General features: G+C 58.5%; 16 protein-coding genes. 10 read left to right on the top strand and 6 right to left on the bottom strand.

Annotation, left to right across the window (positions count from 1 at the left end):
• Positions 1–10 precede the first annotated feature (10 nt).
• Positions 11–622: a methyltransferase domain-containing protein gene (locus HNR46_RS00280; protein ID WP_184014684.1), complete on the bottom strand. Its 612-nt coding sequence runs from the start codon at positions 620–622 to the stop codon at positions 11–13.
• 180 nt (positions 623–802) lie between these two features.
• Between HNR46_RS00280 and HNR46_RS00275 the strand changes: the two genes are divergently transcribed.
• On the top strand, positions 803–1,792 hold the full coding sequence (locus tag HNR46_RS00275) for a hypothetical protein (protein ID WP_184014682.1): 990 nt from the start codon (positions 803–805) through the stop codon (positions 1,790–1,792).
• Positions 1,793–1,905: 113 nt separating this feature from the next.
• Positions 1,906–5,610, top strand: coding sequence for a phosphoribosylformylglycinamidine synthase (locus tag HNR46_RS00270; protein WP_184014680.1), 3,705 nt, complete (start codon positions 1,906–1,908; stop codon positions 5,608–5,610).
• 75 nt (positions 5,611–5,685) lie between these two features.
• Here HNR46_RS00270 and HNR46_RS00265 read toward each other — a convergent pair whose 3' ends face one another.
• Complete coding sequence (locus HNR46_RS00265; protein ID WP_184014678.1) at positions 5,686–7,365, bottom strand: glutamine--tRNA ligase/YqeY domain fusion protein; 1,680 nt, start codon at positions 7,363–7,365, stop codon at positions 5,686–5,688.
• 194 nt (positions 7,366–7,559) lie between these two features.
• Positions 7,560–8,930, bottom strand: coding sequence for a dipeptidase (locus HNR46_RS00260; protein ID WP_246417838.1), 1,371 nt, complete (start codon positions 8,928–8,930; stop codon positions 7,560–7,562).
• Positions 8,931–9,057: 127 nt separating this feature from the next.
• Here HNR46_RS00260 and HNR46_RS00255 point away from each other — a divergent pair, with 127 nt between their 5' ends.
• On the top strand, positions 9,058–10,596 hold the full coding sequence (locus HNR46_RS00255) for a glycogen synthase (RefSeq protein WP_343076004.1): 1,539 nt from the start codon (positions 9,058–9,060) through the stop codon (positions 10,594–10,596).
• Positions 10,597–10,607: 11 nt separating this feature from the next.
• On the opposite strand, the gene HNR46_RS00250 is transcribed toward HNR46_RS00255, so the two are convergent.
• Complete coding sequence (locus HNR46_RS00250) at positions 10,608–10,907, bottom strand: hypothetical protein (protein WP_184014674.1); 300 nt, start codon at positions 10,905–10,907, stop codon at positions 10,608–10,610.
• A gap of 406 nt (positions 10,908–11,313) precedes the next feature.
• On the opposite strand from HNR46_RS00250, the gene HNR46_RS00245 reads away from it, so the two are divergent.
• From HNR46_RS00245 to HNR46_RS00230, 4 genes are all read left to right on the top strand, one after another.
• Complete coding sequence (locus HNR46_RS00245; RefSeq protein ID WP_221284938.1) at positions 11,314–14,070, top strand: M12 family metallo-peptidase; 2,757 nt, start codon at positions 11,314–11,316, stop codon at positions 14,068–14,070.
• An 87-nt stretch (positions 14,071–14,157) separates the two neighbouring features.
• The gene (locus HNR46_RS00240) at positions 14,158–15,456 is read left to right on the top strand and encodes an SGNH/GDSL hydrolase family protein (RefSeq protein ID WP_184014672.1); all 1,299 of its coding nucleotides are present in this window, start codon (positions 14,158–14,160) and stop codon (positions 15,454–15,456) included.
• Between the two features lie 77 nt (positions 15,457–15,533).
• Positions 15,534–16,220: a hypothetical protein gene (locus HNR46_RS00235; protein WP_184014671.1), complete on the top strand. Its 687-nt coding sequence runs from the start codon at positions 15,534–15,536 to the stop codon at positions 16,218–16,220.
• 83 nt (positions 16,221–16,303) lie between these two features.
• The gene (locus HNR46_RS00230) at positions 16,304–17,623 is read left to right on the top strand and encodes an MFS transporter (RefSeq protein ID WP_184014670.1); all 1,320 of its coding nucleotides are present in this window, start codon (positions 16,304–16,306) and stop codon (positions 17,621–17,623) included.
• A gap of 77 nt (positions 17,624–17,700) precedes the next feature.
• Here the strand turns inward: HNR46_RS00230 and HNR46_RS00225 are convergent, their stop codons facing one another.
• Positions 17,701–19,893, bottom strand: a complete 2,193-nt coding sequence (locus HNR46_RS00225; RefSeq protein ID WP_184014669.1) for a bifunctional rhamnulose-1-phosphate aldolase/short-chain dehydrogenase — start codon at positions 19,891–19,893, stop codon at positions 17,701–17,703.
• 110 nt (positions 19,894–20,003) lie between these two features.
• Here HNR46_RS00225 and HNR46_RS00220 point away from each other — a divergent pair, with 110 nt between their 5' ends.
• The 3 genes from HNR46_RS00220 (at position 20,004) to HNR46_RS00210 (ending at position 24,510) form a co-directional block, all read left to right on the top strand.
• The gene (locus tag HNR46_RS00220; protein WP_184014668.1) at positions 20,004–20,756 is read left to right on the top strand and encodes a DeoR/GlpR family DNA-binding transcription regulator; all 753 of its coding nucleotides are present in this window, start codon (positions 20,004–20,006) and stop codon (positions 20,754–20,756) included.
• A gap of 21 nt (positions 20,757–20,777) precedes the next feature.
• Positions 20,778–22,250 carry a rhamnulokinase gene (locus HNR46_RS00215; protein WP_184014666.1) on the top strand — a complete coding sequence of 491 codons (1,473 nt, stop codon included), beginning with the start codon at positions 20,778–20,780 and terminating at the stop codon, positions 22,248–22,250.
• 118 nt (positions 22,251–22,368) lie between these two features.
• A complete protein-coding gene (locus HNR46_RS00210; RefSeq protein ID WP_184014664.1) occupies positions 22,369–24,510 on the top strand; it encodes an AMP-binding protein in 2,142 nt (713 codons plus the stop codon).
• 184 nt (positions 24,511–24,694) lie between these two features.
• Here the strand turns inward: HNR46_RS00210 and gap are convergent, their stop codons facing one another.
• Complete coding sequence (gene gap, locus HNR46_RS00205; protein ID WP_184014662.1) at positions 24,695–25,741, bottom strand: type I glyceraldehyde-3-phosphate dehydrogenase; 1,047 nt, start codon at positions 25,739–25,741, stop codon at positions 24,695–24,697.
• Between the last annotated feature and the right edge of the window lie 75 nt (positions 25,742–25,816).

Genomic DNA, 25,816 nt, shown 5'->3' with positions numbered 1-25,816 from the left:
AGAGGATCCCTTAACCCCCGGAGGGCTCGGACGCAACTTCTTCGGCCCGGCGCTGTGCCACGACCAACCATTCCCGACCTTCTCGGCCCGCATAGGCGCGCTCAGGAATCCAACTCGCTAAGAATTCAAAGTGGGGAGAAAAGGATTGGTGGATCTCTTCTCGAGTCGATCGAAAAGGAGGTCCCTCTTCTTCGTGATCCGGATTCAGAAAAAACACCGCGTAGAGGTAACCGCCCGGCCGAACCGCCCGGGCGGCGGCCCTGACATAGTCTTCGCGGCGATCCGGGGAGATGGCGCAGAAGCAAGTATGCTCCCAAAGCCCATCGAAGCCCACGCGGGATGCGTCGAGGAAATCACCCGCCTCGTATTGAACCCTGCCGGGCGACGGGATTTCGCGAGCAACTTCGAGGGCTCGCGGCACCAAATCCAAGCCGACGGGAAAAGCTCCGAACTCCGCCAATGCGCGAACATCATGTCCAGACCCACACCCCGGAACCAAGACCCGGGCATCTTTCAAAAACCCCGCCCACTCAGAATCGAGCAATTCTATCAGGGGCGGGGCCGCTGCTCCACGGTCCCAAGGCGTGTTTCCCTCGCTCCAGCAAGCTTCCCAATGGTTCATGCCTCCCTCTCGTCTGGATGACCCCGGACAGCAAGCAGGATTCCCCCATTCAAAAATCTCGCCACGATCTCCCAAGGCTTGCTTTCAAAAATGCAAAAAAGGCACCATTGGAGCTTGTCGGGCTGGCTGGCGCTCCCCTTGGATATCGCCCGGCCTCCCCCTCGGCGCCCTTTCCTGACCATGAGCCTCCGCAATCAGCTATCGGATCTCCTTCCTACCCTTCTCCCCAGCAACCCCGCCGATGCGATCAAGGGCACCGAGCTCATTCGGCTCGTGCGCCTGCAGCTGACCGGAAATTATTCGGATGCCTCCCTGCGCTATCACTTCTCCATCATGTCCTGCGATCCGGCCTCGCCGATCGCCAAGGTGGAAAAAGGCCAGGGGTATTACCGACGCACCGCACCGGTTCCTGCCCTTTCCGGGGCTCAAGAACTGGTTTCCCTAAGCCAAGGTCGCCTCGATGACCTCGGCGGCGACAGCAAGGCGATCGACCATGCACTCGAGCGTGTCAAAAAATTTCGCGCCATTGTTCGCCGGTTCAATGAGCTAAACTCTCGCTTTCCCTTTGAATTCCGGAATGTCTTCACCGCGGGCTCACCCCTCGGCAATCTTTGGAAGTATCCGGAAATGATCCTCGTCGACTGGCAGACCGGAGAGGAGAACGACGAAGCCATGGTGCTGGAGTCACGCATGCTATCCCTCAAACAGCGGCTGGGGCTCCCGCCTTTCCGCCTGACCGGCGCACGGTTGCGCATTCAGGCCTCCCTTCATGGGTTCCGCGAAGACTTCTTCCAAGCGCTCTCCGCCTCGACTTGGACCCAAGGTGCGGAACTCATCTATGCCGCCCCGATTCTTGATGAGGCCTTGGCGGATGGCCTGCGCGCCCTCAACGCCGCCTTTGGTGTCGGCGTCAGCTCCTTCGGACTCGATGTCGAAGCTCTCGATGATCTTCCCCGGGCGGCGAATATCCTCAATGCGCACCCGAAGGAAACTGAGGCTTTGCTGGAACGACTTCAGTTCGAGCGCATTGCCGCGCCCCGCCACCGTCAGCACATCGAATGGGGCGCCATGGAAGCGCTGAGGAGGGAAAGTGAAGAAACCGCCAGCCTCATCGATTGGCTTTGCGAGTGCATCGATGAAGGCAAAGCCCGGCCATTCCCCGGCGCCTGACCGATCCGATCCAGCCGATCCCTGCGCCTTTTGACCCTGCGGTCGAAACCCCGTCTTGCCCTCGGGGCTTCCATCGCTACCCTCCGCGGTTTCGCACCGCGAACCACTCACTCATGCACCGTCTTTTCGTCGAAAGAACGCCGGCATTCTCCAACGAAGCGCGCCACCTCCTCCACGAACTCCAGGAATCCCTCGACGTTCCCCACCTCGAAACCCTGCGCTTGGTCCAGCGATACGATGTGGATGGACTGAACGATGCACAGTTTGAGGACGCCATCGGTGGAATCCTCAGCGAGCCTCAAATCGACCTCGCCAGTCGCGAACTCCGAGTGGCGGAGAACGAGCATCCTTTTGTCATCGAGTATCTTCCTGGGCAATTCGATCAACGCGCCGATTCCGCAGCCCAGTGCATTCAGATTCTTACCGGATTGGAGCGCCCTCGGGTCGCTTCAGCACGGGTCATTTTGCCCGGAGGAGCTCTTGAGCCCGACGAAATCTCCCGGATCAAGAATTTCCTGATCAACACCGTCGATTCCCACGAGGTCTCTCTCGACGCCCCCTCTTTCCAGGCTATGCCCAGCGTCCCTGGTGACGTGGTGGTGCTTGATGGGTTTTGCCAGGCCGATCCCGTGGCGCTTCGCAGGGAACTGGGTCTCGCCATGTCTTCGGAGGATGTGGCATTCTGCCAAAACTACTTCCGTGACGAAGAAGGCCGAGCACCGAGCATCACTGAAATTCGGATGCTCGACACCTACTGGTCCGATCACTGCCGCCACACGACTTTCCTGACCCGGATTGCCGAAGCCACATTTGGTGAGGGCACGGATCCCGTGAGGAGAGCCTGGGAGAATTATCTAGCCGTTCGAGAAAAACTCGGCCGCCAGGATCGCGATGTCACCCTAATGGACATCGCTCTGATCGGAATGCGCGAACTTCGCGCCTCAGGCGAGCTCGACAATCTTGAGGAGTCGGAGGAGGTCAACGCCGCTTCGATCATCGTCACCGCGGAGATCTCCAAACCCGATGGCTCGGTCCAACCGGAAGAGTGGCTGATCCAGTTCAAAAACGAAACTCACAATCACCCCACGGAGATCGAACCTTTCGGGGGGGCTGCAACCTGTCTTGGCGGATGCATTCGCGACCCCCTTTCGGGCCGCTCATACGTTTATCAGGCCATGCGAGTCACCGGCGCGGCGGATCCTACCGTGCCCATCTCCGAAACCCTGCCGGGCAAACTTCCTCAGCGAAAAATCTGCCAGGTCGCCGCGCGTGGATATTCCTCATATGGCAATCAAATTGGCCTCGCCACAGGCCAAGTCGCTGAAGTGTATCACCCTGGTTACGTGGCCAAACGGCTTGAAATTGGCGCGGTGGTCGCGGCCGCTCCTCGCTCCAATGTTTTCCGCGGAACTCCTGTGCCGGGCGATGTGATTCTGTTGATCGGCGGCCGCACCGGTCGCGATGGCGTTGGAGGCGCCACAGGATCATCGAAGGAGCACACCGACACCGCCTTGGAAAACTCCGCTGAGGTGCAAAAGGGCGATGCCCCCACCGAACGCAAAATCCAGCGCCTGTTCCGAAACCCGGACCTCTCCCGTCGCATCAAAATCTGCAACGACTTCGGCGCCGGCGGCGTCTCGGTTGCCATCGGGGAAATCGCCCCTTCTCTCGACATCGATCTCGATGCCGTTCCCAAGAAATACGACGGCCTCGACGGCACAGAACTCGCGATCTCAGAGTCACAGGAACGCATGGCCGTCTGCGTCGATCCTGCAGATGTCGATTTCTTCATCGCGGCTTCGGACGCGGAAAACCTCGAGTGCGTTCTCGTTGCCAAGGTGGCTGACCACGGTCGCTTGCGAATGACTTGGCGTGACAAGACCATCGTCGATCTGTCGCGAGCATTTTTGGACACCAATGGCGTCCAGCAATCGGCGATCGTCCACGTCCCTTCCCCCTCAGCCCCGCCGAAGCCTGTTGAGCAGAGCTTGGTGAAGCGATTGGCAGAGCTTCCTCTAGCATCCCAGAAGGGTCTCGGAGAGATGTTCGATGGCTCTGTGGGGGCCTCTACCGTGCTGTGGCCATTTGGAGGAGAGCACCAATTGACGCCACCTGATGCCATGGTTGCGAAAATCCCCTTGCTTGAGGGGGATACCGACCTGGCCTCGTTCATGAGCTGGGCCTACGATCCATGCCTGAGTTCTGCCTCCCCATTTCATGGTGCAGCTTGGGCGGTCACGGAATCCGTGCTCAAGTTGGTATCGGCGGGCGCTCGCCTGCAGGATGCGCGACTCACCCTGCAAGAGTACTTTCCGAAACTGGGCAGCGATCCTGCTCGATGGGGCCTGCCATTTGCTGCTCTGTTGGGGGCATTCGATGCCCAACACGGTCTGCGCCTCGCCGCGATTGGCGGAAAGGACTCGATGTCCGGTTCCTTCAACGAGCTGGATGTTCCCCCAACTCTGGTTTCATTTGCCCTGGCACCCGGTGGCGCATCTCTGGCGCTTTCCCCGGAGTTCAAGGAACCCGGGACAACCGTCAGCCTCATCGAAATTCCTCCGACCGACGACGGTCTTCCCGACTACGATGCCATTCGTAGCCTGGCGACCCAATTGCACGGTCTCCATCAGTCGGGGGGCATCCTTTCGATGAAACACGTGGGCACAGCGGGTCTCGGCCATGCAATCGCCATCTGCTGTTTCGGGCATCATCTTGGCTTCAAGAGTGCCTCGTCGTGGTCAGCGACCGAGCTCGCAACTCGCCGCCCCGCAGCCTTCATTCTCGAACACGCGGATCCGCTTCATGCCTCGCTCGGAGCGCAGACCCTCGGCGTCGTCACGGAAGAACCCATCGTCGATTTTGGTTCGGAAAAACACTCCCTTTCCGATCTGCTCGCAGCTTGGACCGGAAAGCTGGAATCGGTCTATCCTACGCTTCCCGATGAGCCATCGACCGGCATTGTCGATCCTTTGACCCCCAGTGGGCTGTCACGTCCTCAGCGCACCAGCGACGCTGTGCCGCAGCCACGGGTCGTCATCCCGGCGTTTCCTGGCACAAATTCGGAATATGACTCGGCCAAGGCATTTGCTGAAGCAGGCGCCGCCACGCACATCGAAGTCTTCCGTAACCTCAGTGCACGCCACATCGACGAATCCATCGAGGAACTTGCCAAGCAGATCCGCAGCAGTGAAATCCTGTTCATCCCTGGTGGTTTCAGTGCCGGGGATGAGCCCGATGGCTCTGCCAAGTTCATCGCCACCGTCTTGCGGAGCCCCCGCGTGGCCGATGCCATCATGGACCTCCTCCGCAATCGGGACGGGTTGATCCTTGGGATTTGCAATGGCTTCCAGGCATTGATCAAAACAGGGCTCGTTCCCTATGGCGAAATCCGCGAACCGGATGTCGAAAGCCCCACCCTCTTCCACAACGATATCGGTCGCCACCTTTCCTGCTACGCTTGGACTCGCGTCGTTGATCATCGCTCTCCCTGGTTTGCGCTGAGCAAGCCCGGTGAATTGCATCGCATTCCGCTCTCTCACGGGGAGGGTAAATTCGTCGCGACGAACGAGGTTCTCGCCTCCCTCATCGCTCAGGGCCAGATCGCCACTCAATATTGCGATGCTTCGGGTCAACCTTCCATGGACATCACGGTGAACCCGAATGGATCCATGGCGGCCATCGAGGGCATCACCAGCCCATGCGGCCGGGTCCTAGGAAAAATGGGCCACTCTGAACGCCGAGGAACTCACGTCGCGAAGAACATTCCCGGTGAAAAGTTCCAGCCGATCTTCGAGGCAGGCGTCCGCTGGTTTGCCTGATGGCGACTCATGAAAGGTAAGCTTGGCCCCGGGTCGACCACCGATCCGGGGCTGCCTGCCTGAAACTGGAAATCCTCAGGCCTTTTTGCCCCAGGAATCCCGCAGCGCAACGGTGCGATTGAACACCGGCTTGGCACCCGGCACGTGATCCTTGCGATCCGCAACAAAGTAGCCAATTCGCTCGAACTGCACGATTCCCTCCGGAGCGGTTTCCGCCAGGGCCGGTTCGACCCAAGCTCGCAGAGTGTGGAGTGAATCGGGATTGAGGACCGAGACGAATCCGCCTTCGGCTCCATCGGGATTGGGCACGGTAAAAAGGCGATCGTAGAGACGCACTTCAGCGCTTATCCCGGCTTCCACGGAGACCCAGTGGATCGCCGCTTTGCATTTCACGCCTTCTGGAGCATCTTTTCCAATCGTGTCGTGAAGATATTCGCAGTGAATTTCCGTCACCAACCCGTCCGGGCCCTTGGTGAACCCGGTGCAGTGGAGAATGTAACCCCCGCGCAAACGAACATAGCCTCCAGGGAACAACCGGAAGAACTTCTTCGGAGGATCCTCCATGAAATCGTCCCTTTCGATCCACACCTCACGGGTGAGTTTCACGCGACGACATCCCTCCTCGGGCTTCTCGGGATTGTTCGGGACATCGACTTCCTCACTCCGGCCTTCCTCGTAATTGGTAATCACCAGCTTGACCGGATCGAGCACCGCCATCCGGCGAGGGGCTTCCTTGTTCAGGAAATCTCGGATCTCGAATTCAAGCAGAGCCACATCCGTGACGCCGTTGAATTTGGTGATTCCGATTCGCTCGCAAAAATTCCGAATCGCCTGAGGCGGAACGCCCCGTCGACGGAGGCCGCTGATCGTGGGCATGCGCGGATCGTCCCACCCACCGACGTGACCTTCCTTCACCAGTTGGAGTAGCTTGCGCTTGCTCATCACCGTGTAGCTTAGGTTCAGGCGAGCAAACTCGATCTGACGAGGTTGCGACGGCACGGGGCAATGCTCAATCACCCAGTCGTAAAATGGGCGGTGGATCTCGAACTCGAGCGTGCAAAGCGAGTGCGTGATGTGCTCCTTCGCATCTTCCAGAGGATGGGCGAAGTCATACATCGGATAGATGCACCAGGCGTCACCCGTGTTGTGGTGATGCGCATGCATCACACGGTAGATCACCGGGTCGCGCATCACGACATTGGGCGCTGCCATGTCGATCTTTGCCCGCAGCACGGCTTCCCCTTCTTTGAAATCACCCGCGCGCATCCGCGCAAACACGTCGAGGTTTTCCGCTACCGGACGATCCCGCCAGGGAGACGGCGTTCCTGGCTCGGTCAGGTTGCCACGAGTGGCTTTGATTTCGTCAGCCGTCTGTTGGTCGACGTAGGCGAGGCCTTTCTCAATCAGGGCAACCGCGCAGTCGTGGAAATACTCAAAGTAGTTGGAGGCGTAGTAGAGGTGTTGGCCCCAGTCAAAGCCGAGCCAAGAAACGTCAGATTGAATGCTTTCGACATACTCCACCTCTTCCTTCGAAGGGTTGGTATCATCGAAACGCAAGTGACACTCCGCACCGCTGCTCGCATTCTCCAGCGCGATCCCAAAATTCAGACAGATCGCCTTGGCATGGCCGATGTGCAGGTATCCATTGGGTTCCGGAGGAAAGCGGGTGATCGTGGTCGCGTGCTTCCCATTCGCCAAATCGGCGGCGATGATTTCACGGATGAAATTGGATTTCGAGCTGGAGGATTCAGACATCTTCGGAACGGGGCTTTCATGCCGCCTGTCGGCCTAGGAGGCAACCGGAAAGCAATGCCGGACCTCTAGCAAAGGCTCAGGGAGACGCATGGTGCGCGAGGTGACCCTCTCGGCTGCGCCACCCCTCACCTTGGTCGGAGTCCTCGCCTACCTCCCCACGAGGGGAGGCCATGCGCTCCATGCGTCGGTTCGCTTCAACTCGCCGCCAACTCTTCAAGCAGAGCCTGGTTCAGACGAATCCCGGCTTCGAAGTTCTCGACCGGGAAGTTCTCGTTCGGAGAGTGGATTTGCGCATCGGCCAAGGCGAGGCCAAGCAACAAAGTATCCGCACCGAGGATCTCGCGGAAGCTTTGGATGATCGGAATGCTCCCCCCCTCACGGATCAGCACCGGCTCTTTGCCAAACGCCTTTTGAAGGGCTCGTTGGGCCGCCTTGCCAAACACGCCATGCGGATCGGCGTGATAGGCTTTGCCGTCGTGGCCGGGAACAAACTCAATCGTCACACCCGGAGGGCAGTGCTTCTCGAAATGGCGACGAACCTTCTCAATGATGTCCGCAGGATCTTGATCGGGGACCAGGCGGAATGAGAACTTCGCCATCGCTTCCGCTGGCAGCACCGTTTTGGATCCTTCTCCCTGATAGCCACCGCCCATGCCATTCACCTCGGCGGTCGGACGTGCCCAGGTCTGCTCGGCCGGCGAGTAGCCCGCTTCCCCAAACAAGGCAGGAGCTCCCGTGACCTGAAGGAAATCCGCTTCACCAACGCCGGGCACTTGGGCCCACATTTCCCGCTCCCAAGCTTCGAGTGGACGAACATCGTCGTAAAATCCATCAATCAGCACCTTTCCTTCGGCGTCATGCAAAGAGGCAATCAAACGGCCCAGGGCCGTTGCTGGATTCATCACCGCTCCCCCAAAGAGCCCAGAGTGAAGGTCCCGCGCCGGTCCTCGCACCACCAGTTCGCCACAGGTGATGCCACGCAGCCCATAGCCCATGGTCGGCACGCCGGGGGCCACCATTCCGGTGTCGGAGACCGCAATCACATCACATGCCAGCCACTCACGGTGGTTTTCCAGAAAAGCCGCTAGATGAGGGCTGCCGATTTCCTCCTCACCCTCAAACAAAAACGTGAGGTTCACCGGCAGGTCGCCATGGGTCGCCATGGTTTGGGCGACGCCCATCAAGTGGGCAAACATCTGGCCTTTGTTATCGGTCGCTCCACGAGCCCAGATCCGGCCATCGCGAATCTCCGGCTGGAAAGGATCACTGGTCCACAGGTTGAGAGGGTCGACGGGTTGGACATCGTAGTGCCCATAGATCAGAACATGCTTGCGACCGGGGCGGTGTTCATTGCGGGCGATCACGACCGGATGCCGCGGCGTTTCGTGAAGCTCCGCACTCAGGCCAATCTCTCGGGACTTTTCGACCAGCCATTCACCACATGCCCGGACATCGCCGGCGAAACGGGTATCCGTCGAAATACTGGGAAAACGGAGAAACTCCAACAACTGCGCCACCTCGGAAGTCATGAAGGACACTTCTCCCGGTCTTTGGGGGTCCGACAAGGCGAAAGCAGTGGTCAGGGCGAGTCGATGTCTTGCAAATTCCGCGATGTCGACGATTAGGCTTTGCCCCTCTCCATAAGGACCTCTAGTTTCAGGGCAACCGACTTTCGGAACCTCCTCAATCCCTGTGAGTACGCTCCCCTCCGACCCCAGCCGACCCCGGATTCTCGTTGTTACCCCGGAGATCACCTATTTGCCGGAGGGCATGGGAAACTTGGCGCAACGACTGTCGGCCAAAGCGGGTGGAATGGCCGACGTTTCGGCTTCGTTGGTGAAAGCTCTTTACGACCAAGGTGCCGACGTTCACGTCGCCCTGCCTAACTATCGCCGGATGTTCCACTTGGACATCGCCAGCGTGCATGATTACGAGTTCGGCAAGGTGAGCCGTGCTCTTCCCGAACAACGCATCCACCTCGCCGAAGATCGCGTCTTTTACCACCGCTCCCGAGTTTATAGCGCGACGGAGAACCACACTTTGGCCCTCGCATTCCAGCGGGAGGTGATCAACCACATCATCCCCCAGGTTCGCCCGGACCTCATCCACTGCAACGATTGGATGACCGGGTTGATCCCCGCGGTCGCGAAACGATTCGGCATCCGTTCCTTGTTCACTCTGCACAACATTCACACGGAGCGTACGACAGTGGAAGCCATTGAGGATCGAGGCATCGACGCCGCCGAGTTCTGGCAATATCTGTTCTTTGCCCGCCCCCCCCACAGTTACGAGGAAAGCCGCGTCGGCAATATTGTCGATCTGCTCACAACCGGCATCTTTTCCTCGGACCACGTCAATACCGTGAGTCCGAAGTTCCTGAGCGAAGTGGTGGACGGTCTCCACCAACACATTCCCGGCCACATCCGCCACGAGCTGTGGGCAAAGTGCCACGCAGGCTGTGCATCCGGAATTTTGAATGCTCCCGACCCATCCTACAACCCACTCAAGGATGCTTACATCGACGATCACTACTCGGTCGACACGGTGATGAATGGGAAGCGCACCAATAAGATCCGGCTGCAACAGGAGCTCGGCCTTGATCCGAATCCGGATGCCCCATTGATCCTTTGGCCGTCGCGGCTTGATCCCGTGCAAAAAGGCTGCCAACTCGTCACCGATATCCTCTATCGGACCATCTGCGATTATGAGGATCTCGGCTTGCAGATCGCGGTGATCGCCAGCGGCACCTTCCAACCGCATTTCCAACGCATCGTCGACATGCACGGCATCCGCAACCGCGTGGCCGTCGTCGATTTCAACGAGCGCCAGTCGCGCATGGGCTTCGCCGCCTCCGACTTCATCCTGATGCCGTCATCGTTCGAGCCCTGCGGTCTCCCACAGATGATCGCGCCCAAATATGGTTCGCTGACCATTGCTCACGACACGGGTGGCCTTCACGACACTGTCGAAACTCTTCAAGTCGATCAGGACCGAGGGAACGGATTCCTCTTCAACGTCTTCAACGCCGATGGTTTGCGATGGGCCATCGATCAGGCGATGCATTTCTATCGACTCCCCTACGATGTGAAGGAAGCGCAACTCCAGCGGATCATGCGGGACGCGAAAAACCGCTTCAATCACATGGCCACCGCCGCCGAATACATCCGCACCTATGAGCGCATGCTCGGGCGCCCAGTGACAGGCCCCGCAGTCCCGGCAGGGAAAGCCTGAGTGCGCCGTCGTTAGAACTTCTCTCGTTCTTCCTTGATCACGGACAGCGCGTCGAAGACGGCGAATAGCATCACCCACAAGCTCCACCCTCCGCAGACGACCCAGTAGGTGGCGAAGCGCACCAAGGATTTCTCGAGCCAATCGTCAATTCCGAGGAGCCCCAACAGCACCATGGCGATCATTCCGGCGGCAAATCCTCCCAGCCATTTCCGTCGCCGACGCCGATCCACGAGAATTCCCGCGGCCACCGCTTTGTCCATCTCCCAAGCACTCGGTTCCTTCGCCATCCGGGCCTCCGCATAGCGTGCCACGGATGCTTTCGCGAGTCAGAAGTCTCATCTTCCTTACGTAGATCTGTCAGGAAGGTAAGGAAACTTGAAGTTTGATTCCGAGGACCTTTTGCGGGAAACCGGCGATCGCGTTTCCATGGGTCGTTTGCTCCATCCTCTTTCCGTCCTGGCCACAGGGGTGGCCATTTTTTGCCTGGTTGCGTTTTTCGCGAGCGAACGCCCCAGTTCGGCTCCAAAAGCGACGGGGGGCGCTTCGAAATCCCCCACCCTCCGTCCGAAGCCCCACCCGCTTCTTGAGGCTCCTCCCTGGGAGAAAACGACTCGGGAAAATTGGGCAAAAGGAGACCGGATTCACCTTCCCTTTGCACTTGGGAACGTCAGTGAAGGTGTGGTGACCTTTTTGCAAAATCTTCCGGACGGTCGCCTGTTGGCGAACTTGCTTTTGGAGGACGGCGAAAATCTATTCCTCGCCGCCCTTGGAGATGCTTGGGAAGCTCGACTGGTTCCCCGACACACCCAATCTGGGTGGTTGCTTGCAGGAGACGCGCGCCACACGACTCTCCAGCAAGTCGCCGTCTCGGAGCTGATCTGCTCCGGTCCGGAGTCCGCAGGCCTGCCTCCGACTTCTGAGATGGCCGCGGCCCCATTGCCTGAATTGGCGGAAGCAGCCCCGATCCTCAATAGTCTTCCCACGGCCCAGGCGGTGATCTACCTCGACTTCGATGGGGAAACCGTCAGTGGCACCCAATGGAATACTTCCTACAATGGCGGCGATGACCTCGTTGTCAGTGGCCCGAACTTTTCGTCCGCGCAAATCACCTCGATTTGGAGCGGAGTGGCTGAAGACTACTCCCCTTTCCAGATCAACGTGACCACCGATCGAGCGGTCTTCGATGCGACCCCCATCCAACGTCGCACCATGGTGATCTTCACTCCAGATTCTGATTGGTACGGCAACTATGGTGGCGTCGCCTATGTGGACGTCTTTTCGAGCAATTTCACCGATCCCCCTGCCTGGGTCTTCACCGATCAACTCTCCAACAGTGCAAGCTACGCCGCAGAAGCCGCTGCTCACGAGGCAGGTCATATCATGGGCCTGCATCACGACGGCACTTCCTCGGCCAGCTATTACAGCGGCAATTCCACTTGGGGCCCCATCATGGGAGCCGCGTATTCCTCGACGGTGAGTCAATGGAGCCGCGGCGAGTACAGCGACGCCAACAACACGGAGGACGACCTCGCGATCATCTCCAGTTCCCGCAATGGCTTCGGTTATCGAACCGACGACCACTCCGACTCCTTTGCCAGCGCGAGCCCGATGGAAATCAGCGGGGTCGATCTCCTCACCGCCTCCGGAATCATCGAAAGATCCTCCGATACCGATTTGTTCGTTTTCCAAACCACGGGGGGACAAGTGAGCTTCGACATCACCAGTCCGAGTACCGATCCTGACCTTCACCTCCAGGCGTCGATCCTCAATGCATCGGGCGGCGAAGTTGCGACCGACGATTCGGCCCTTCCCCTTGCGGTTTCACTTCAGTCCGATCTCGGGGCTGGGACCTACTATCTGCGTGTCACGGGAACCGCCCTCGGCACAGGATCGACAGGTCTCACCGCCTATGGAAGCCTTGGCCAATATGGCGTCGCGGGAACCGTGCCGACATCGACGGAATGGACTGCCACCATTCTCTCTCCGCAGGCCGAAAAGGTCAGCCTGCCCACCGGAACCGGTTTGCACCTCGACGCCGTCGCCACGGCAGGAGAGGTCTCCTGGGAAGTCGTCGAATCTCCCGTTGGCCAGGATGTCGTGCTTTCCTCTCCGCTGGCAGCCTCGACCGATGCGGTCTTTTCGGGGCCGGGAGCGTACCGTTTGCGGTTCAGTGCCCACTTGTCAGAGGAGGTTCGCAGCGATGAATTGCTCGTCGAAGTCGAGAGCACGGTGGGCACCTATGCGGATCAGGTTCCCCAAGTTGAGTTAGGGAGTGATCTTGATGTGTCGGCTTCTGAGCTGACGATGGAGGCGATCGTTATGGACGACACCCCATCCCTTTCCTACCAATGGAGTGTGGTGTCGGGCCCCGGGCAACTGTCCTCACCGACTGCTGAAGAGCCCGTGCTGGCTTTCAGTGCCGCGGATACTCCCGTCGTGATCCGACTTGAGGTGAGCGATGGGGAGCAGGTGGGTTTTGACGAAGTGACTCTCACGGCTCGCTACCAAGAGCTCCAACTCGCCTCTCGCGAGAGTTCGGCAACCGCTTGGGTAGGCACCCAAGAGCCCCTTGAGGGATGGCAATTCCCCGGATTTGACGATGGTGCCTGGATCCAAGGCTTTCCAGGAGTCGGCTACGATGTGGAGAACCCGAGCCGACGGCGTATCTATCTCTCCGAAATCGGCGACGGCTTCAATGTGGCCAACTCCATGAGTGGAAGCTCGGGAAGTTGCTATCTCCGCGTCCCCTTCGAAATCGAAGGCTCCCCACAGATTCTATCGCTCACCCTGAGAATGAAGTATGACGATGGCTTTGTTGCCTACCTCAATGGCACAGAAATCGCCCGAGACAACATTGCCAGTGGCACCCCGAGTTGGAACAGCCATGCGCTGACCAATCGCAACGACGAGGACGCCCTCTCCTATGCGACCTTCGAAATCGTCGTTCCGGAAGGGGCGCTCGTCGCCGGCACCAACGTGCTGGCGATCCATGGCCTGAATTACGCCACCGGGAACAGCGATCGTCGGTTCCTGATTTCTCCCCTCCTTGAGGCGGTCGTCGCCCCCACCATCGGAATCGAAACGACTCCGTTCGAGCAAAGTGTTGCCACGATATCCGATCCCAACCAACGAGGAGACGACGATGACCCCGATGGCGACGGCAGAAACAATCTTTATGAGCATGCGGTCGGTTCCGATCCCTCAGTCGCGGATTTCCCCGAGCCTGTGCTCCTCGCCGATTCCTCTGGCACCTTGCGACTTCGTTTGCCCTCGCCCCTCCCGAGTGACGTTCGCTACCAGTTGGAGCAATCATCCGATTTGTCCGGTGCATGGCTTTCCTTCTCAGAAGGAACCCTGAGTGACGGCTGGACGGGAATCCTTCCGGAGACCGACTCGGATCTCAACGTGCTTGTTTTCTCTCTCCCACCCGCCACATCGGGTTATTTCCGACTGCGCATGGAACGGGTCCCTTGAAGGGCGCTGGGCCAATCGCCGACAAATTTCTGTCATCCTTCTCACGCATGGGAAATGCCGTGAGGTTTTGGTGCGTATCGATCGCCCATGACCCTACGGACCCTTGCGATTTCCTCACTGATCTCGACTGCCTGCTGGATGCCGCTCGTTGAAGCCGGCCTGCCGGATGATCCGCATTTCGAACCCTACCAATTGGCCCCAGCGCCTGAGCCTTCGGGGTTGGTGCTCGAAAAGGGAGACCGCTTGGCCATCTGCGGAGATTCGATCACGGAGCAGAAGCGCTATTCACTGATCATGGAAGTGTATCTGACCGCCTGCACGCCCGAATTGCAGGTCACCTGCCGCCAGTTCGGTTGGGGTGGCGAAACGGCGGGAGGGTTCTTCCAGCGGATGGAGAACGATGTGCTCCGGTTCAAGCCGGATGTGGCAACCACCTGCTACGGCATGAATGACTTTCGCTACGTGCCATTCGAGCAAGGGATTGCCGACGAGTATGTGAAAAATCAGACGGCTGTCGTCCGGGCCTTCAAGGATGCCGGAACAAAAGTCGTAGTAGGCTCGCCCGGAATCATTGATGGCGTTCCAGGGTGGCAACAGAATCCGGCCGCGACCCCGCTCAATCTCAGCCAATCTCTGGCGGAATTCCGCAACCTCGACATCGCTCTCGCTGCCAAAGAGAAGACCGGTTTCGCCGACGTCTTCGAGCCCATGTTGATTGCCGATTGGAAGGCCAAAAAAGAACATGGACCCGAATTCAAAGTGGCCGGCAAAGACGGCGTGCATCCTGGATGGGCGGGCCACCTTCCAATGGCTTATGCTTTCCTCAAGGGACTCGGTCTCGACGGGAATCTTGGGGAAATCACCGTCGTCGGCGATCGCGCCACCGCTAAAGGCGGCCACGAGGTCAAAGGCATGACCCAAGGAACCCTCTCTCTGGTCAGCTCACGCTTTCCCTTCTCGGCAGGACCCGGCGATCCAGGGAACGATGATAGCCTGCGCGCCGGGCTAGCTCTGGTGCCCTTCGATTCCGAACTGAATCGCTTCACCCTGAAAGTCGAGCGCCCAACCGCCGAGCGCTATGCCGTCACCTGGGGTCAAGAAACCCACGAATTCTCCGCAGAACAACTGGAACAGGGGATCAACCTGGCAGCGGAGTTTGTGGAGCACCCTCTTTTGGAGCCCTTCCGTAAAGTTTGGGCAGCGGCTGAGCGCAAACAAAACTACGAGACTCGTCAGATCAAAGACATGTTTCATGGCCCAGAAGCCAACGCCGACATGGAGGCCGTCGCGAATCTAACCGAACGAGTTCATCAAAAGCTCGTCGCCGAACTGGCCGACTCCATGCAGCCGGTCGAACACCAAATCACTCTCAAGGCTCTGCCCTGAGAGGACGATGATCGATCGATGGATTTACAATAGAAATACATTGTAAATCTTTTTGGGTTTCATTAGGGCATTCCCTGATGAAACCCAATCTTCACCCTTTGATCCTTGTCCCGACCCTCACCTTGACCGCGCCCGCAGCGGTCATTGATTCCTTTGATCTCGCGGGACAGGCGCTGGATAGCTCCCTGCCCGGGCGGTGGTTGAATTTCGGCTCTCCCACGGGTGACTTCGAGGCGGAGCGGCGATTCATGCTCACCTATGGACGCACGCAGACCTTGGAGACCACCAGTGAAGGTTTGCTGGAGTATCGAATCGACCATCCCGACCCAGAGGTCAGCGGGAATACCCGTGGCTATTTCAACGTCAGCTATCAATTCGACACCGCCGTGGATCTTCTGGCAGATGGTGCCACCGCTTTCATGCTGCAATTTGCATCAGGCACCGTCACCGCCAACACTGGGATCGCGTTTCCTTTCACGATCGAAGTGGGAGACCAACGGGGAAGAACGGCCCAGCGCTCGCTTTCCGTGGTGCCCCTCTTTTGGGAATCCGAAGGAGCCTTTTCCGTTGAGATCCCCTTCTCCTTCTTCACCTCATGGATCGATCTCTCTCAGGTTTCATCGCTGGACTTGGATGGCTATCGGATCACACCTGGAGCCTCGTTCCAGCTCGACTCCATCACCACGGTACCTGAGCCGTCCTGGGCTTGGGTGAGCGTCCTCACGTTTGGATCTCTCGCATGGCAGCGAAGAAGAGTGTGCTGATTTCCGTGAAAATCTCTCGTCCCTCCCCCGTTCGTGGGATTTTGATCGCCGTCCTAGCAGCCGCTCGCTAGGCGTCGCCCGCGATGACGCGCGCGACGCCCCATGCCCCCGAACCTCCGCGCCTGCCCCGCCGCAGAATCCCCGGTTGGCTCGCTCGGTATGGTTCCTTACCGCGACCTCTCTATCATCTCGCGGCTGGACAGTTTCTCATCAATCTGATCACCAGTGCTCAGTTTCTGCTTTTGAACCTATTCCTCAAAAGCCAGGGGCTGGAAGATCCCGCCATTGCCGCTCTGGGATCTCAGCGCTTTGTTGCGACGCTTCTTCTCGCGCTTCCTGCAGGTCTTTGGCTACGAGGAAAGCCTCTGAGAAAACCTCTGTTCATTGGTTCGATTTTATTTCCCTGCTCGGCTTTGGCCGCCTTGGAGGCTGTCAGACTGGGTCATCTCACGGTGGCTTCCGGGTGTTTTTTGTTCATGGGCTTTGCCAGCCTCCTGCTCAGCGTGGCGAGTCTCCCCATGGCACTCCGCCTGACCCCGGAGGATCAGTCGAGCGAAGCCCTCAGTTTACTCTTCGCCACCTGGGCGGCGGCGAGTGTGTGCGGCGGGCTACTTTCTGGAGGACTGCAAGCTGTCGGGTCCATCACCGTCGGAGGGACAGTCTGGCCCCTCGACGAACACGCCACTTTGCTGGTCCTGACCTTGGTCGCCTTTCTGGCCCCCGTGTTTCAGTTTCTCCTGCCTGACCCCGTCCCTGAGAAGCCGCGCAGTCACCAGTGGTTCCACGTCGATCGAGCGGAATGGCCCCTCCTCACCCGGGCTTTGGTTCCGACGTTGTGCATCGCTACCGGAGCGGGCCTGAGCATCCAGTTCCTCAATCTCTTTTTCAACCATGTCCATGGGGTCGGCTCGAAAGACTATGCATGGTATGGCTCCGCCAACTCGGTCTTGGTTCTGATTGCCGGCTTGATGGTTCCAGAGGTGAAACGTCGGCTCGGATGGCGGGGTGCCATTCTCGGGGTCCAAGGTGTCGCCGTGCTGCTGCTTGTGGTGATGGGATTGACGGAGACAGTGAAAGCCGCCAGCTGGGCCCTGCCTGTCGCCGTGGCTTGCTTCATTCTTCGACAGCCATTGATGAGCATGGCTGGCCCGGCGATCAGTGAACTGACGATGAGCTACGTCGGAGAACGCAACCGCGAATTGGTCAGTGCGTGCAGCGGGGCCATCTGGAGTGGTGCATGGTGGCTGGCGGCCCGAACGTTCCAAATACTACGAGCCCATGATTTCCCCTACTGGATGGTTTTCCTCACCACCGCCGCCTTGTATTTTGCCGGCACAGTGGCCTACCTCGGACTGATTCGATCGGTGGAAGAACGGGAAGCTCCGGTCGGAGAACCGGCCTAAAAGAGCCGCAAGCAAAGGGCGCCGACAGCTCTCGCCATCGACGCCCAGATGCGTACCTGGAAATTTCTATTCGCCCCTCACCGCAAGAAGGCTTCGTGGAGTCCACCGTCCACTGTGATCACTTGCCCGGTCGTCTTACTCAAACGCTCGGTGACGAGCAAAAAGTAGGCTTCGGCCTGATCCGCTGGCGTGATCGGGTTTTTGGTCAACGTCCGATCTGCGTAGAACTGGGCCAGCTTGGAAACGAGGGATTCAGTGGCTTCGTCATCCTGATAAGGAATCCCATACTTCGCCAATGAGCCGATCACGCGATCACGAGGGAACATTGCTGAACCTTGGACCACAGTGGCAGGTGCCACCCCATTGACCCTCACCAAGGGTGATAGCTCCATGGCCAATTCGCGAACCAAATGATTGGCGGCTGCCTTGGAGGTATCGTAAGCGAGGCTGCCCTTCTTTGCCACAGCCGCATTGGCTGAAGTGGTGAGCACGAGGTTGCCTCGCAGGCCTTGATCTCGCCAGGTCTTCCCTGCTTCGTCGCCAACGAGATAGCTTCCCGTAACGTTGATCGCAAAAGTCAGCGCCCATTTCTCATCTGGGATGTGACCGGTCGTATCGCTCGGCACGAAGATTCCCGCCGTGACACAGATGTGATCGAACCCTCCATAGGCGAGAGCGACTTGATCGAGCATGGCACGAATGCTGGCACGGTCGGTGATATTCGCAGCGAAAGACGTCGCCGGTCCGCAGTTCGACACCCCCGTTCCTGCGACCCCAATTCCGACACCATATCGCTGGGAAATCTCCGATGCGGTCGCTTGGGCTGCTTCTGCATTCAGGTCGACACACACCAGATGGGCACCATCCTTGACCAGGCGATGAGCGGTTTCCTTACCAATTCCCGAACCCGCTCCAATGACCACCACCACCTGACGCGCCAATTCTTTCTCTGCGGGCATGCGTTGCAGTTTTGCTTCCTCCAGCAACCAGTATTCGATGTCGAATGCCTCTTGCTGCGGCAAGGAAATGTATTCGTCAATGGCCTCTGCTCCGCGCATCACCTCGACCGCACAGTTGTAGAATTCGGCGGTCACTCGGGACTCCGACTTGTCTTTCCCCCAAGCAATCATTCCGAGGCCCGGAATCAGAACCACCGTGGGATTCGGATCCCGCATGGCAGGAGAATTGTGGTGTTTGCAGGAGTGGTAGTAGTCCGCGTAGTCGGCACGATACTGCTCCAATCCGGTGGCTAGCTTGGCTTTCAGGCTCGCCAAATCCTCTGCTTGTGGATTCCAATCGACGTAAAGCGGCTTGATCTTCGTCCGCAAAAAGTGATCCGGACAGCTCGTGCCTAACTCGGAAAGACGAGGGGCATCCTGAGAATTGACGAAGCGAAGAATCTTCTCATCGTCCTGGACCGTGCCAATGAAGCGCTTCTGTTGGGAAACTTGACCTCGCAGCCATGGCAATACCGCAGACAGAATGGCATGCCGCTCGGTTTCGGGAAGTGTCTGGTATTTGCTCCCGCCAAAGACCGTGGCGTCCCCACCTTTAGCTTGATACTTATCTTCGATGTAGGCGGCGGCCTTTTCAATCCACTCGAGAGTTTTCCGATAGCAAACTTGATCGTCGTCATCCCAGGAAATGAACCCATGCTGCCCCATCATGATCGCCTGAACTCCTGGATGAAGTTTTGCGATCTCCTGCATCGCTAGACCCAATTCGAAGCCCGGGCGCATCCACGGCACATACGCCATTTCGCCCCCAAAGATCTCCTGCGTGAGCGCCTCACAACGCTTTGAGGCCGCAATCGCGATGATCGCATTCGGATGCATGTGATCGACATGCTTGCCAGGCAAAAAGCTGTGCAAGGGGGTATCAATCGACGATGCCCGCGGGTTCAAATTGAAGGTGGTGTGGGTGTACATCCCCACCATTTCATCTTCGGCAGGTGACTTGAGTCCTGTTTCAGCACGGGCCGCATAAACCCCCTGCAGGGCTATCAACTTTTCCTGATAGAGGGACGAGAAATTCTCCCGCTTGGCTGTGCGCAAATCCCCACCGGAGCCTTTGACCCAGAGAACCTCCACCTCTTCCCCTGTCAACGGATCGGCTTCAGTAAGTTTCGAAGACGTGTTGCCGCCACCGGTATTGGTGACCCGCTGATCACCGCCCAAGAGGTTCGAACGATAAACCAGTCGCTCAACCGCATCGAGCTTGGCGGCGTGTTCCTCGTCCCAGGAGTAATTGACGTGCTTGAAGTCGGGCATGGATTCGAATTGAGATTGACGCTGCTCTGCGTGCCGGACAAAACCCACTCAAGCAAGCAATTTCCCACAAAAACCCACATCGCCCGACTTCCTTCCTGTTCTCCTTCACCATGCTTCCTGCCGAACGTCATCACGCCATCCTAAGCCGCGCCAAGGAAACCGGCACAGTGCGCACGACGGAACTTGCAAGGGATTTTGGGGTGGCCGAGGAAACCATTCGGCGCGATCTCGATCTTCTCGCCAAACGAGGACTCCTCCATCGGGCCCACGGAGGTGCCCTGGACCCCTCGGCCGGACTTCCCGAGCTCTCGCAAAACGAACGGGAAGCGCTCCAATTTCAGGAAAAGCGGCATCTTTCGTTGCTCGCCGCCTCTCTGGTCAAAGCAGGGGAAACGCTACTCTTGGATGCCAGTTCCACCGCACTGGAACTCGCCGCTCATTTGCCCGCGGGTGTGCGTGTGATCAGCTACTCTCTGCCGGTCATCGAGCGCCTCGCCCCGCGGTCCGATCTTGAGCTGATTCAATTGGGTGGCGTCTATGAACCCAAAGGTCGTCGCTTTTCGGGAATCCTTACGGAAAGTGCCGTGCTTTCGATCAAGGTTGATCGCTTCTTCTTTTCTGGACGTGGGATGGATCTCGAACGCGGCGTCAGTGAACCCAATCCAGACCAAGCGAGGCTGAAGTCGTTGATGCTCCGCCACGCGGCTTGGTGCTGTGCCCTGCTCGATCACACCAAGCTGGGATTGCGCAGCGACTACTTTTTCGCCCGTCCCGAAGACCTTGATGCGGTCGTCACCGATCCTTCTGCAAAGTCGTTCTTCAAAGGAAAACTCCGGGCGCTCCCCTTTCAACTGTATCTCTAGTCGGCCACCTCACCTGCTCTCATGCCCATCTTTATTGCCATTGACCTCGGTGCCGGATCCGGACGCCTGATTGCAGGAGTTTTCCGAGAAGAACGACTCTCTCTGGAAGAGGTGCACCGCTTTGAAAACCCCGGGACTGACCTGCCGGGAGGTTCCTTTTGGAACGTGGTGGGATTGTTTCGAGAGATTCAGGAAGGACTTCGAATCGCGGCTGGACGCTATGGAGACGAGATCGTGGCGATCGGAATCGACACCTGGGGCTGTGACTTTGCTTTGCTTGATGAGGCAGGTCGATTGCTGGGGCTGCCCCATCAATACCGTGATCCTCGCCACGAGGGCATGGCGGAGGTGATGCATGCCCGAATGCCCGAAGCGATCGTCTATCAGCACACGGGGATCACGACTCAGTTTTACAACAGCTCCTTGCATTTGCTGGCAGAAAACCAGAAGCCTTCGCCCGCTCTTGTCGGCGCTTCGGCGCTCCTATTTGTACCGGACTTGCTTTCCTACTGGCTCTGCGGAAGTGCTGCCATCGAGCGCACCGTGGCATCGACTTCCCAGTTGCTCGATCCCGCCACGGGCGATTGGGCTTGGGAGGTGATCGATGCCATGGGTTTGCCCAAGGCCATCTTTGGTCATCTGGTCGACCCGGGAACTCCCCTTGGTGTGCTTCGCGATGACGTGCAGCGCGTCACTGGCCTGGGGCCTGTGAGGGTCGTGGCATCCGCCTCACATGACACTGCTGCGGCCGTGGCCGGCATCCCGATGGAGAACGATGAGCGACTGTGGCTTTCCTCCGGGACATGGTCGATCATGGGCATCGAAACGGACGCGCCCATTCGGTCGAGAGAAGCATTCGATGCGCGTTGTTGCAACGAACTAGGGGTCGACCAGTCCGTGCGCTTTCTGAAGAACATCGCCGGACTTTGGCTGATCCAGGAATGCCGTCGACAATGGGCGCTTGAAGGAGAGTCGCTGAGCTACGCTGAGCTCGCCAAGCTTGCGGATGCGGCTGAGCCCTTTCAGGCGTTCATCGACCCCGACGATCCGATTTTCGCGTCGCCCGGAAACATGCCGGAGCGCATTCGCGAATATTGCCGACGTCGCCAACAGCCGGTTCCTGAAGACAAAGGGCAGATATTGCGCATTGCCTCCGAGTCGTTGGCATTGAAATACCGGGTGGTTCTCGATCGGTTTCGTCAACTCACTGGAAAATCCTTCACCCGACTCCATGCTGGGGGCGGTGGGATCCAGAATGAAACGCTCATGCAAGCCACGGCCGACGCTTGCCAGCTAGAGATCATCGCAGGCCCTGTCGAAGCGACATCTTGCGGGAACCTGATCGTTCAAATGGTCGCCACGGGGCATCTGAAATCGCTTGCAGAAGGAAGAGCGCTGCTTCGCAGGTCTTTCGATTTCCCCATCTACCAGCCTCATCGACCGGAACTGTGGGAGGGTCCACTGGAAAGGTTTCGAAAGCATTTGGCTTCTTAGGCCGAGATTCGGCTCGCCCTGAGGAAAACTCCTGCAATTCCCGGCAAAAAATCCGTGCCACGCCCCGGTTTTCGCGTCCATTGTCGTGCAGAAGCCCTAATCGCCCAGCACGCCTTCAATGAGTTCCGCCGTCCAGTTTCTTCATCGCGAACGTCTCCCTGCCTCCGGTTGCCTCGTAGTTCCGGGAAAGCTTGATGCTCCGGACCTTGCCACATTTCAGCAGCTTTTTCACGGGCGGCCGATCACCTGGCTCATCGAAGAAAATGCCCCCATGGATCCCGAAGTTCGGGACTTTCTCGGGAAGTCGGGGTCCGGTGCCGTGTTTTCTGATGATGACGAAGATCCGGCTGCTGTCGGAGATCAACTCAAGGGGGCGCTCAAAGACAACGGCGTGTTGGTGTTCGTTCCGGGACCTGGGGTGGCGCGGGCCAACACCCCTTGCCATATCCCGGGAAAAACACTGACGACGCTTGGCAAATTCCGTCTCCCTACTCTGCCCGTCGGCATGGACTCGCCTCGCGATACCACGCTCTCCGTCGACAAGTCATCGAACTTGCCTCGGGTGGTTTTTGCTTTGGGAGAGTTGATCTCTGAGTCGAAGGTCTCCGGTGCCACGATTCGCGAAGGGATGCTGGTTGCCTCTCAAGAGGCCTACTCGGCCCGCAATCTGTTCAAGGGCTCGTTGGCAATGGCCGTCCTGCAAGGATTGAAGAAGCATTCGAAAACCACGCTGTTCGACGGAGCAGACGATTCGGTGCTAACGTTTGATAAGCTACTCGCGGCCGCTCTGGTTTTCTCAAAATACCTCCGCGAAGCCACCGATGCTCCCCGGATCGGAATCGTTCTGCCGCCGGGGAAAGCCGGCATGGTGGCCAATCTTGCCGTTGTCTTTGCTGGAAAAGTCCCGGTGAACTTCAATTTCACCGCTAGTCACGAGGCCGTCCGCTCGGCCATGAAACAATCGGGAGTCGACCGTTACATCACGGCCGATCCCTTCGTTCGCAAGGTCGCCTCGTTCCCGTGGCCACCCAACCGCGACCTCATCCACATCGAACGAGTTCTTCCATTGCTGAAGAAGAAGATCGTGGCGTGGACGATTCTGGCCAAACTGCTTCCTGCCTCAACTCTCGCCGCCCTTTTTGGGGTGGGCAAACGGAAGGGTGATGACGAAGCGGTTCTCCTTTTCACCTCAGGCTCCTCGGGGGATCCCAAAGGCGTGGTGCTGTCCCATCGCAACGTGCTGGGCAATGTCTGCCAGTTCGGGAGTCGATTGGAAGTCGGCCCTGGTGACCGCATTCTTGGATGCCTCCCTCTCTTCCATTCCTTTGGTAGCACCGTCACCCTGTGGTTCCCGTGCATTGAAGGTCTTGATCTCGTGACCTACCCGAACCCACTCGAGACGAAACGGTTGGGAGAACTCATTGAAGCGCGAAAGGTTTCGCTATTGCTGGCAACCCCCACCTTCCTTCGCGGCTACATGAAACGGGTGAAGCCGGAGCAATTGCAATCGGTGAAGTTGGTTGTGACGGGTGCTGAGAAACTACCGGAAAACCTCGCGGATGCTTTCCATCAGCGTTTCCAAATTCGCCCATTGGAAGGCTACGGACTCACCGAAACGTCTCCGGTCACCAACGTCAATTTGCCCGAGCCTTCCACCGCAGGGAATGCCGTGGTCCTTCCTTCTTCCCGGCAGGGCACGGTCGGGCAAATGCTGCCCGGAATCGCCGTGCGACTGACGGATCCCGCTACCGATCTCCCCTGCCCGATCGACCGTCAGGGGATCATCTGGTTCCGGGGCGTGAACATTTTTCCAGGCTATCTGGACAATCCCAAGAAATCGGCCGAAGTGATCCACCCGGACGGCTGGTTCCGCACGGGCGACGTGGGACGAGTCGATGAAGACGGCTTCCTTCGCATCGAAGGGCGCATCTCCCGATTCTCCAAAATCGCTGGAGAGATGGTGCCGCACGAAACGGTCGAGGCTGCCATCAACAAGGCCTTGGGCCTCGATTCGGAAGCCGAGCGGAAAATCGCCATCGTGGGAGTTCCCGACGAGCAGAAGGGCGAAGCCATCATCCTGCTCTCCACTCTTGCCGGCCCGGCTTTGGAACAAGAATGCATCGACCTGCGCTACAAGCTGATGGATGCTGGGGTGCCCTCCCTCTGGTGCCCACGGGCGATCGTTCCCGTCACCGAAATCCCCGTCCTCGCCTCAGGCAAGCTCGATCTCAAGGGGTGCCAACTCCTTGCAGAGCGTTGAGGAGCCGAAGCAGATTGCGGAGATTCAATCACGCGATCTTTGAGGGAAGCTTTCTCTCAAAGATCGCCTCAAGAGCTGAACCTCAAGGCTGATCACGCCCCCCGGCGCGCGGCACAAAAATGCCCGCCCCGGAAGCACCGGAGCGGGCAGAAGTCAGTCGCTTCCAAATGAAGCGACAGGAAGGTCAAATGCCCTTCTTCACCACGTCGAACAGCAGGTCGATCACGCGGTTGGAGTAGCCCCACTCGTTGTCATACCAAGAAACGAGCTTGAAGAAGGTCGAATTGAGTTCGATCGACGAGCCCGCGTCGAAGATCGACGAGTGCGAGTCGTGGATGAAGTCGGTCGAAACCACTTCCTCGTCGGTGTAGGCGAGGATGCCCTTGAGGTAGGTTTCGGAAGCGGTCTTCATGGCAGCCTTGATTTCGGCGAGTGAAGTTTCCTTCGTGGTCTTGACGGTGAGGTCGACCACCGAAACCGTCGGAGTCGGGACGCGGAAAGCCATGCCGGTCAACTTGCCCTTCACTTCCGGGCAGACCAGGGCAACCGCCTTGGCAGCACCCGTCGTCGACGGAATGATGTTGATGGCAGCGGAGCGGCCACCCTTCCAGTCCTTCTTCGACGGACCGTCCACGGTCTTTTGGGTCGCGGTGTAGGAGTGCACCGTGGTCATCAGACCCTCTTCGATGCCGAAACCTTCCTTGAGAAGCACGTGGACGACCGGCGCAAGGCAGTTCGTGGTGCAGGAGGCATTCGAAATGATGTGGTGAGCTGCAGGATCGTAAAGTTCGTCGTTCACGCCTTGAACGAACGTGCCGTCCTCGCCCTTGGCAGGAGCGGAAATGATCACCTTCTTGGCACCTGCGGTGAGGTGACCCTTGGCCTTCTCCGCTTCGGTGAAGAGACCGGTGGATTCGATAACGACTTCGACACCGAGTTCCTTCCACGGCAGGCCGTCCGGAGTGCGGGCGCTGACCACCTTGATTTCGTGGCCGTTGACCACCAGCACGTCATCCTCTTCGAGGTCCGGTGAGGACTTCTTGGATTCGACGGTGCCGTTGAACTTACCTTGCGTGGAGTCGAACTTCAGCAAGTAGGCGAGGTTGTCGGCAGGAACGATGTCACCGACGGCGACCACGTTGAAGGTCGAGCCGAGGTGGCCCTGTTCAACAAGGGCACGAAACACCAGGCGGCCGATGCGGCCGAATCCGTTAATGGCGATGTTGGTCATGAGATGTGGTTGTGGGATGGCCGCCCCGCGGCGGCGGTTAGGTCATGAAAGAGAGTCCCCCGTGTGCCGGAAGAA

The organism is Haloferula luteola, from assembly GCF_014201715.1.
Classification (GTDB): Bacteria; Verrucomicrobiota; Verrucomicrobiia; order Verrucomicrobiales; family Akkermansiaceae; genus Haloferula; species Haloferula luteola.
Note: the sequence above shows the minus strand (reverse complement) of the source record. Positions and strands in the feature narration are given on the sequence as shown.

Coding starts and splice junctions, on each gene's coding strand:
- HNR46_RS00280 (WP_184014684.1), bottom strand. CDS start 622: ATGAACCATTGGGAAGCTTGCTGGAGCGAGGGAAACACGCCTTGGGAC.
- HNR46_RS00275 (WP_184014682.1), top strand. CDS start 803: ATGAGCCTCCGCAATCAGCTATCGGATCTCCTTCCTACCCTTCTCCCC.
- HNR46_RS00270 (WP_184014680.1), top strand. CDS start 1,906: ATGCACCGTCTTTTCGTCGAAAGAACGCCGGCATTCTCCAACGAAGCG.
- HNR46_RS00265 (WP_184014678.1), bottom strand. CDS start 7,365: ATGTCTGAATCCTCCAGCTCGAAATCCAATTTCATCCGTGAAATCATC.
- HNR46_RS00240 (WP_184014672.1), top strand. CDS start 14,158: ATGACCCTACGGACCCTTGCGATTTCCTCACTGATCTCGACTGCCTGC.
- HNR46_RS00235 (WP_184014671.1), top strand. CDS start 15,534: ATGAAACCCAATCTTCACCCTTTGATCCTTGTCCCGACCCTCACCTTG.
- HNR46_RS00230 (WP_184014670.1), top strand. CDS start 16,304: ATGACGCGCGCGACGCCCCATGCCCCCGAACCTCCGCGCCTGCCCCGC.
- HNR46_RS00225 (WP_184014669.1), bottom strand. CDS start 19,893: ATGCCCGACTTCAAGCACGTCAATTACTCCTGGGACGAGGAACACGCC.
- HNR46_RS00220 (WP_184014668.1), top strand. CDS start 20,004: ATGCTTCCTGCCGAACGTCATCACGCCATCCTAAGCCGCGCCAAGGAA.
- HNR46_RS00215 (WP_184014666.1), top strand. CDS start 20,778: ATGCCCATCTTTATTGCCATTGACCTCGGTGCCGGATCCGGACGCCTG.
- HNR46_RS00210 (WP_184014664.1), top strand. CDS start 22,369: ATGAGTTCCGCCGTCCAGTTTCTTCATCGCGAACGTCTCCCTGCCTCC.
- gap (WP_184014662.1), bottom strand. CDS start 25,741: ATGACCAACATCGCCATTAACGGATTCGGCCGCATCGGCCGCCTGGTG.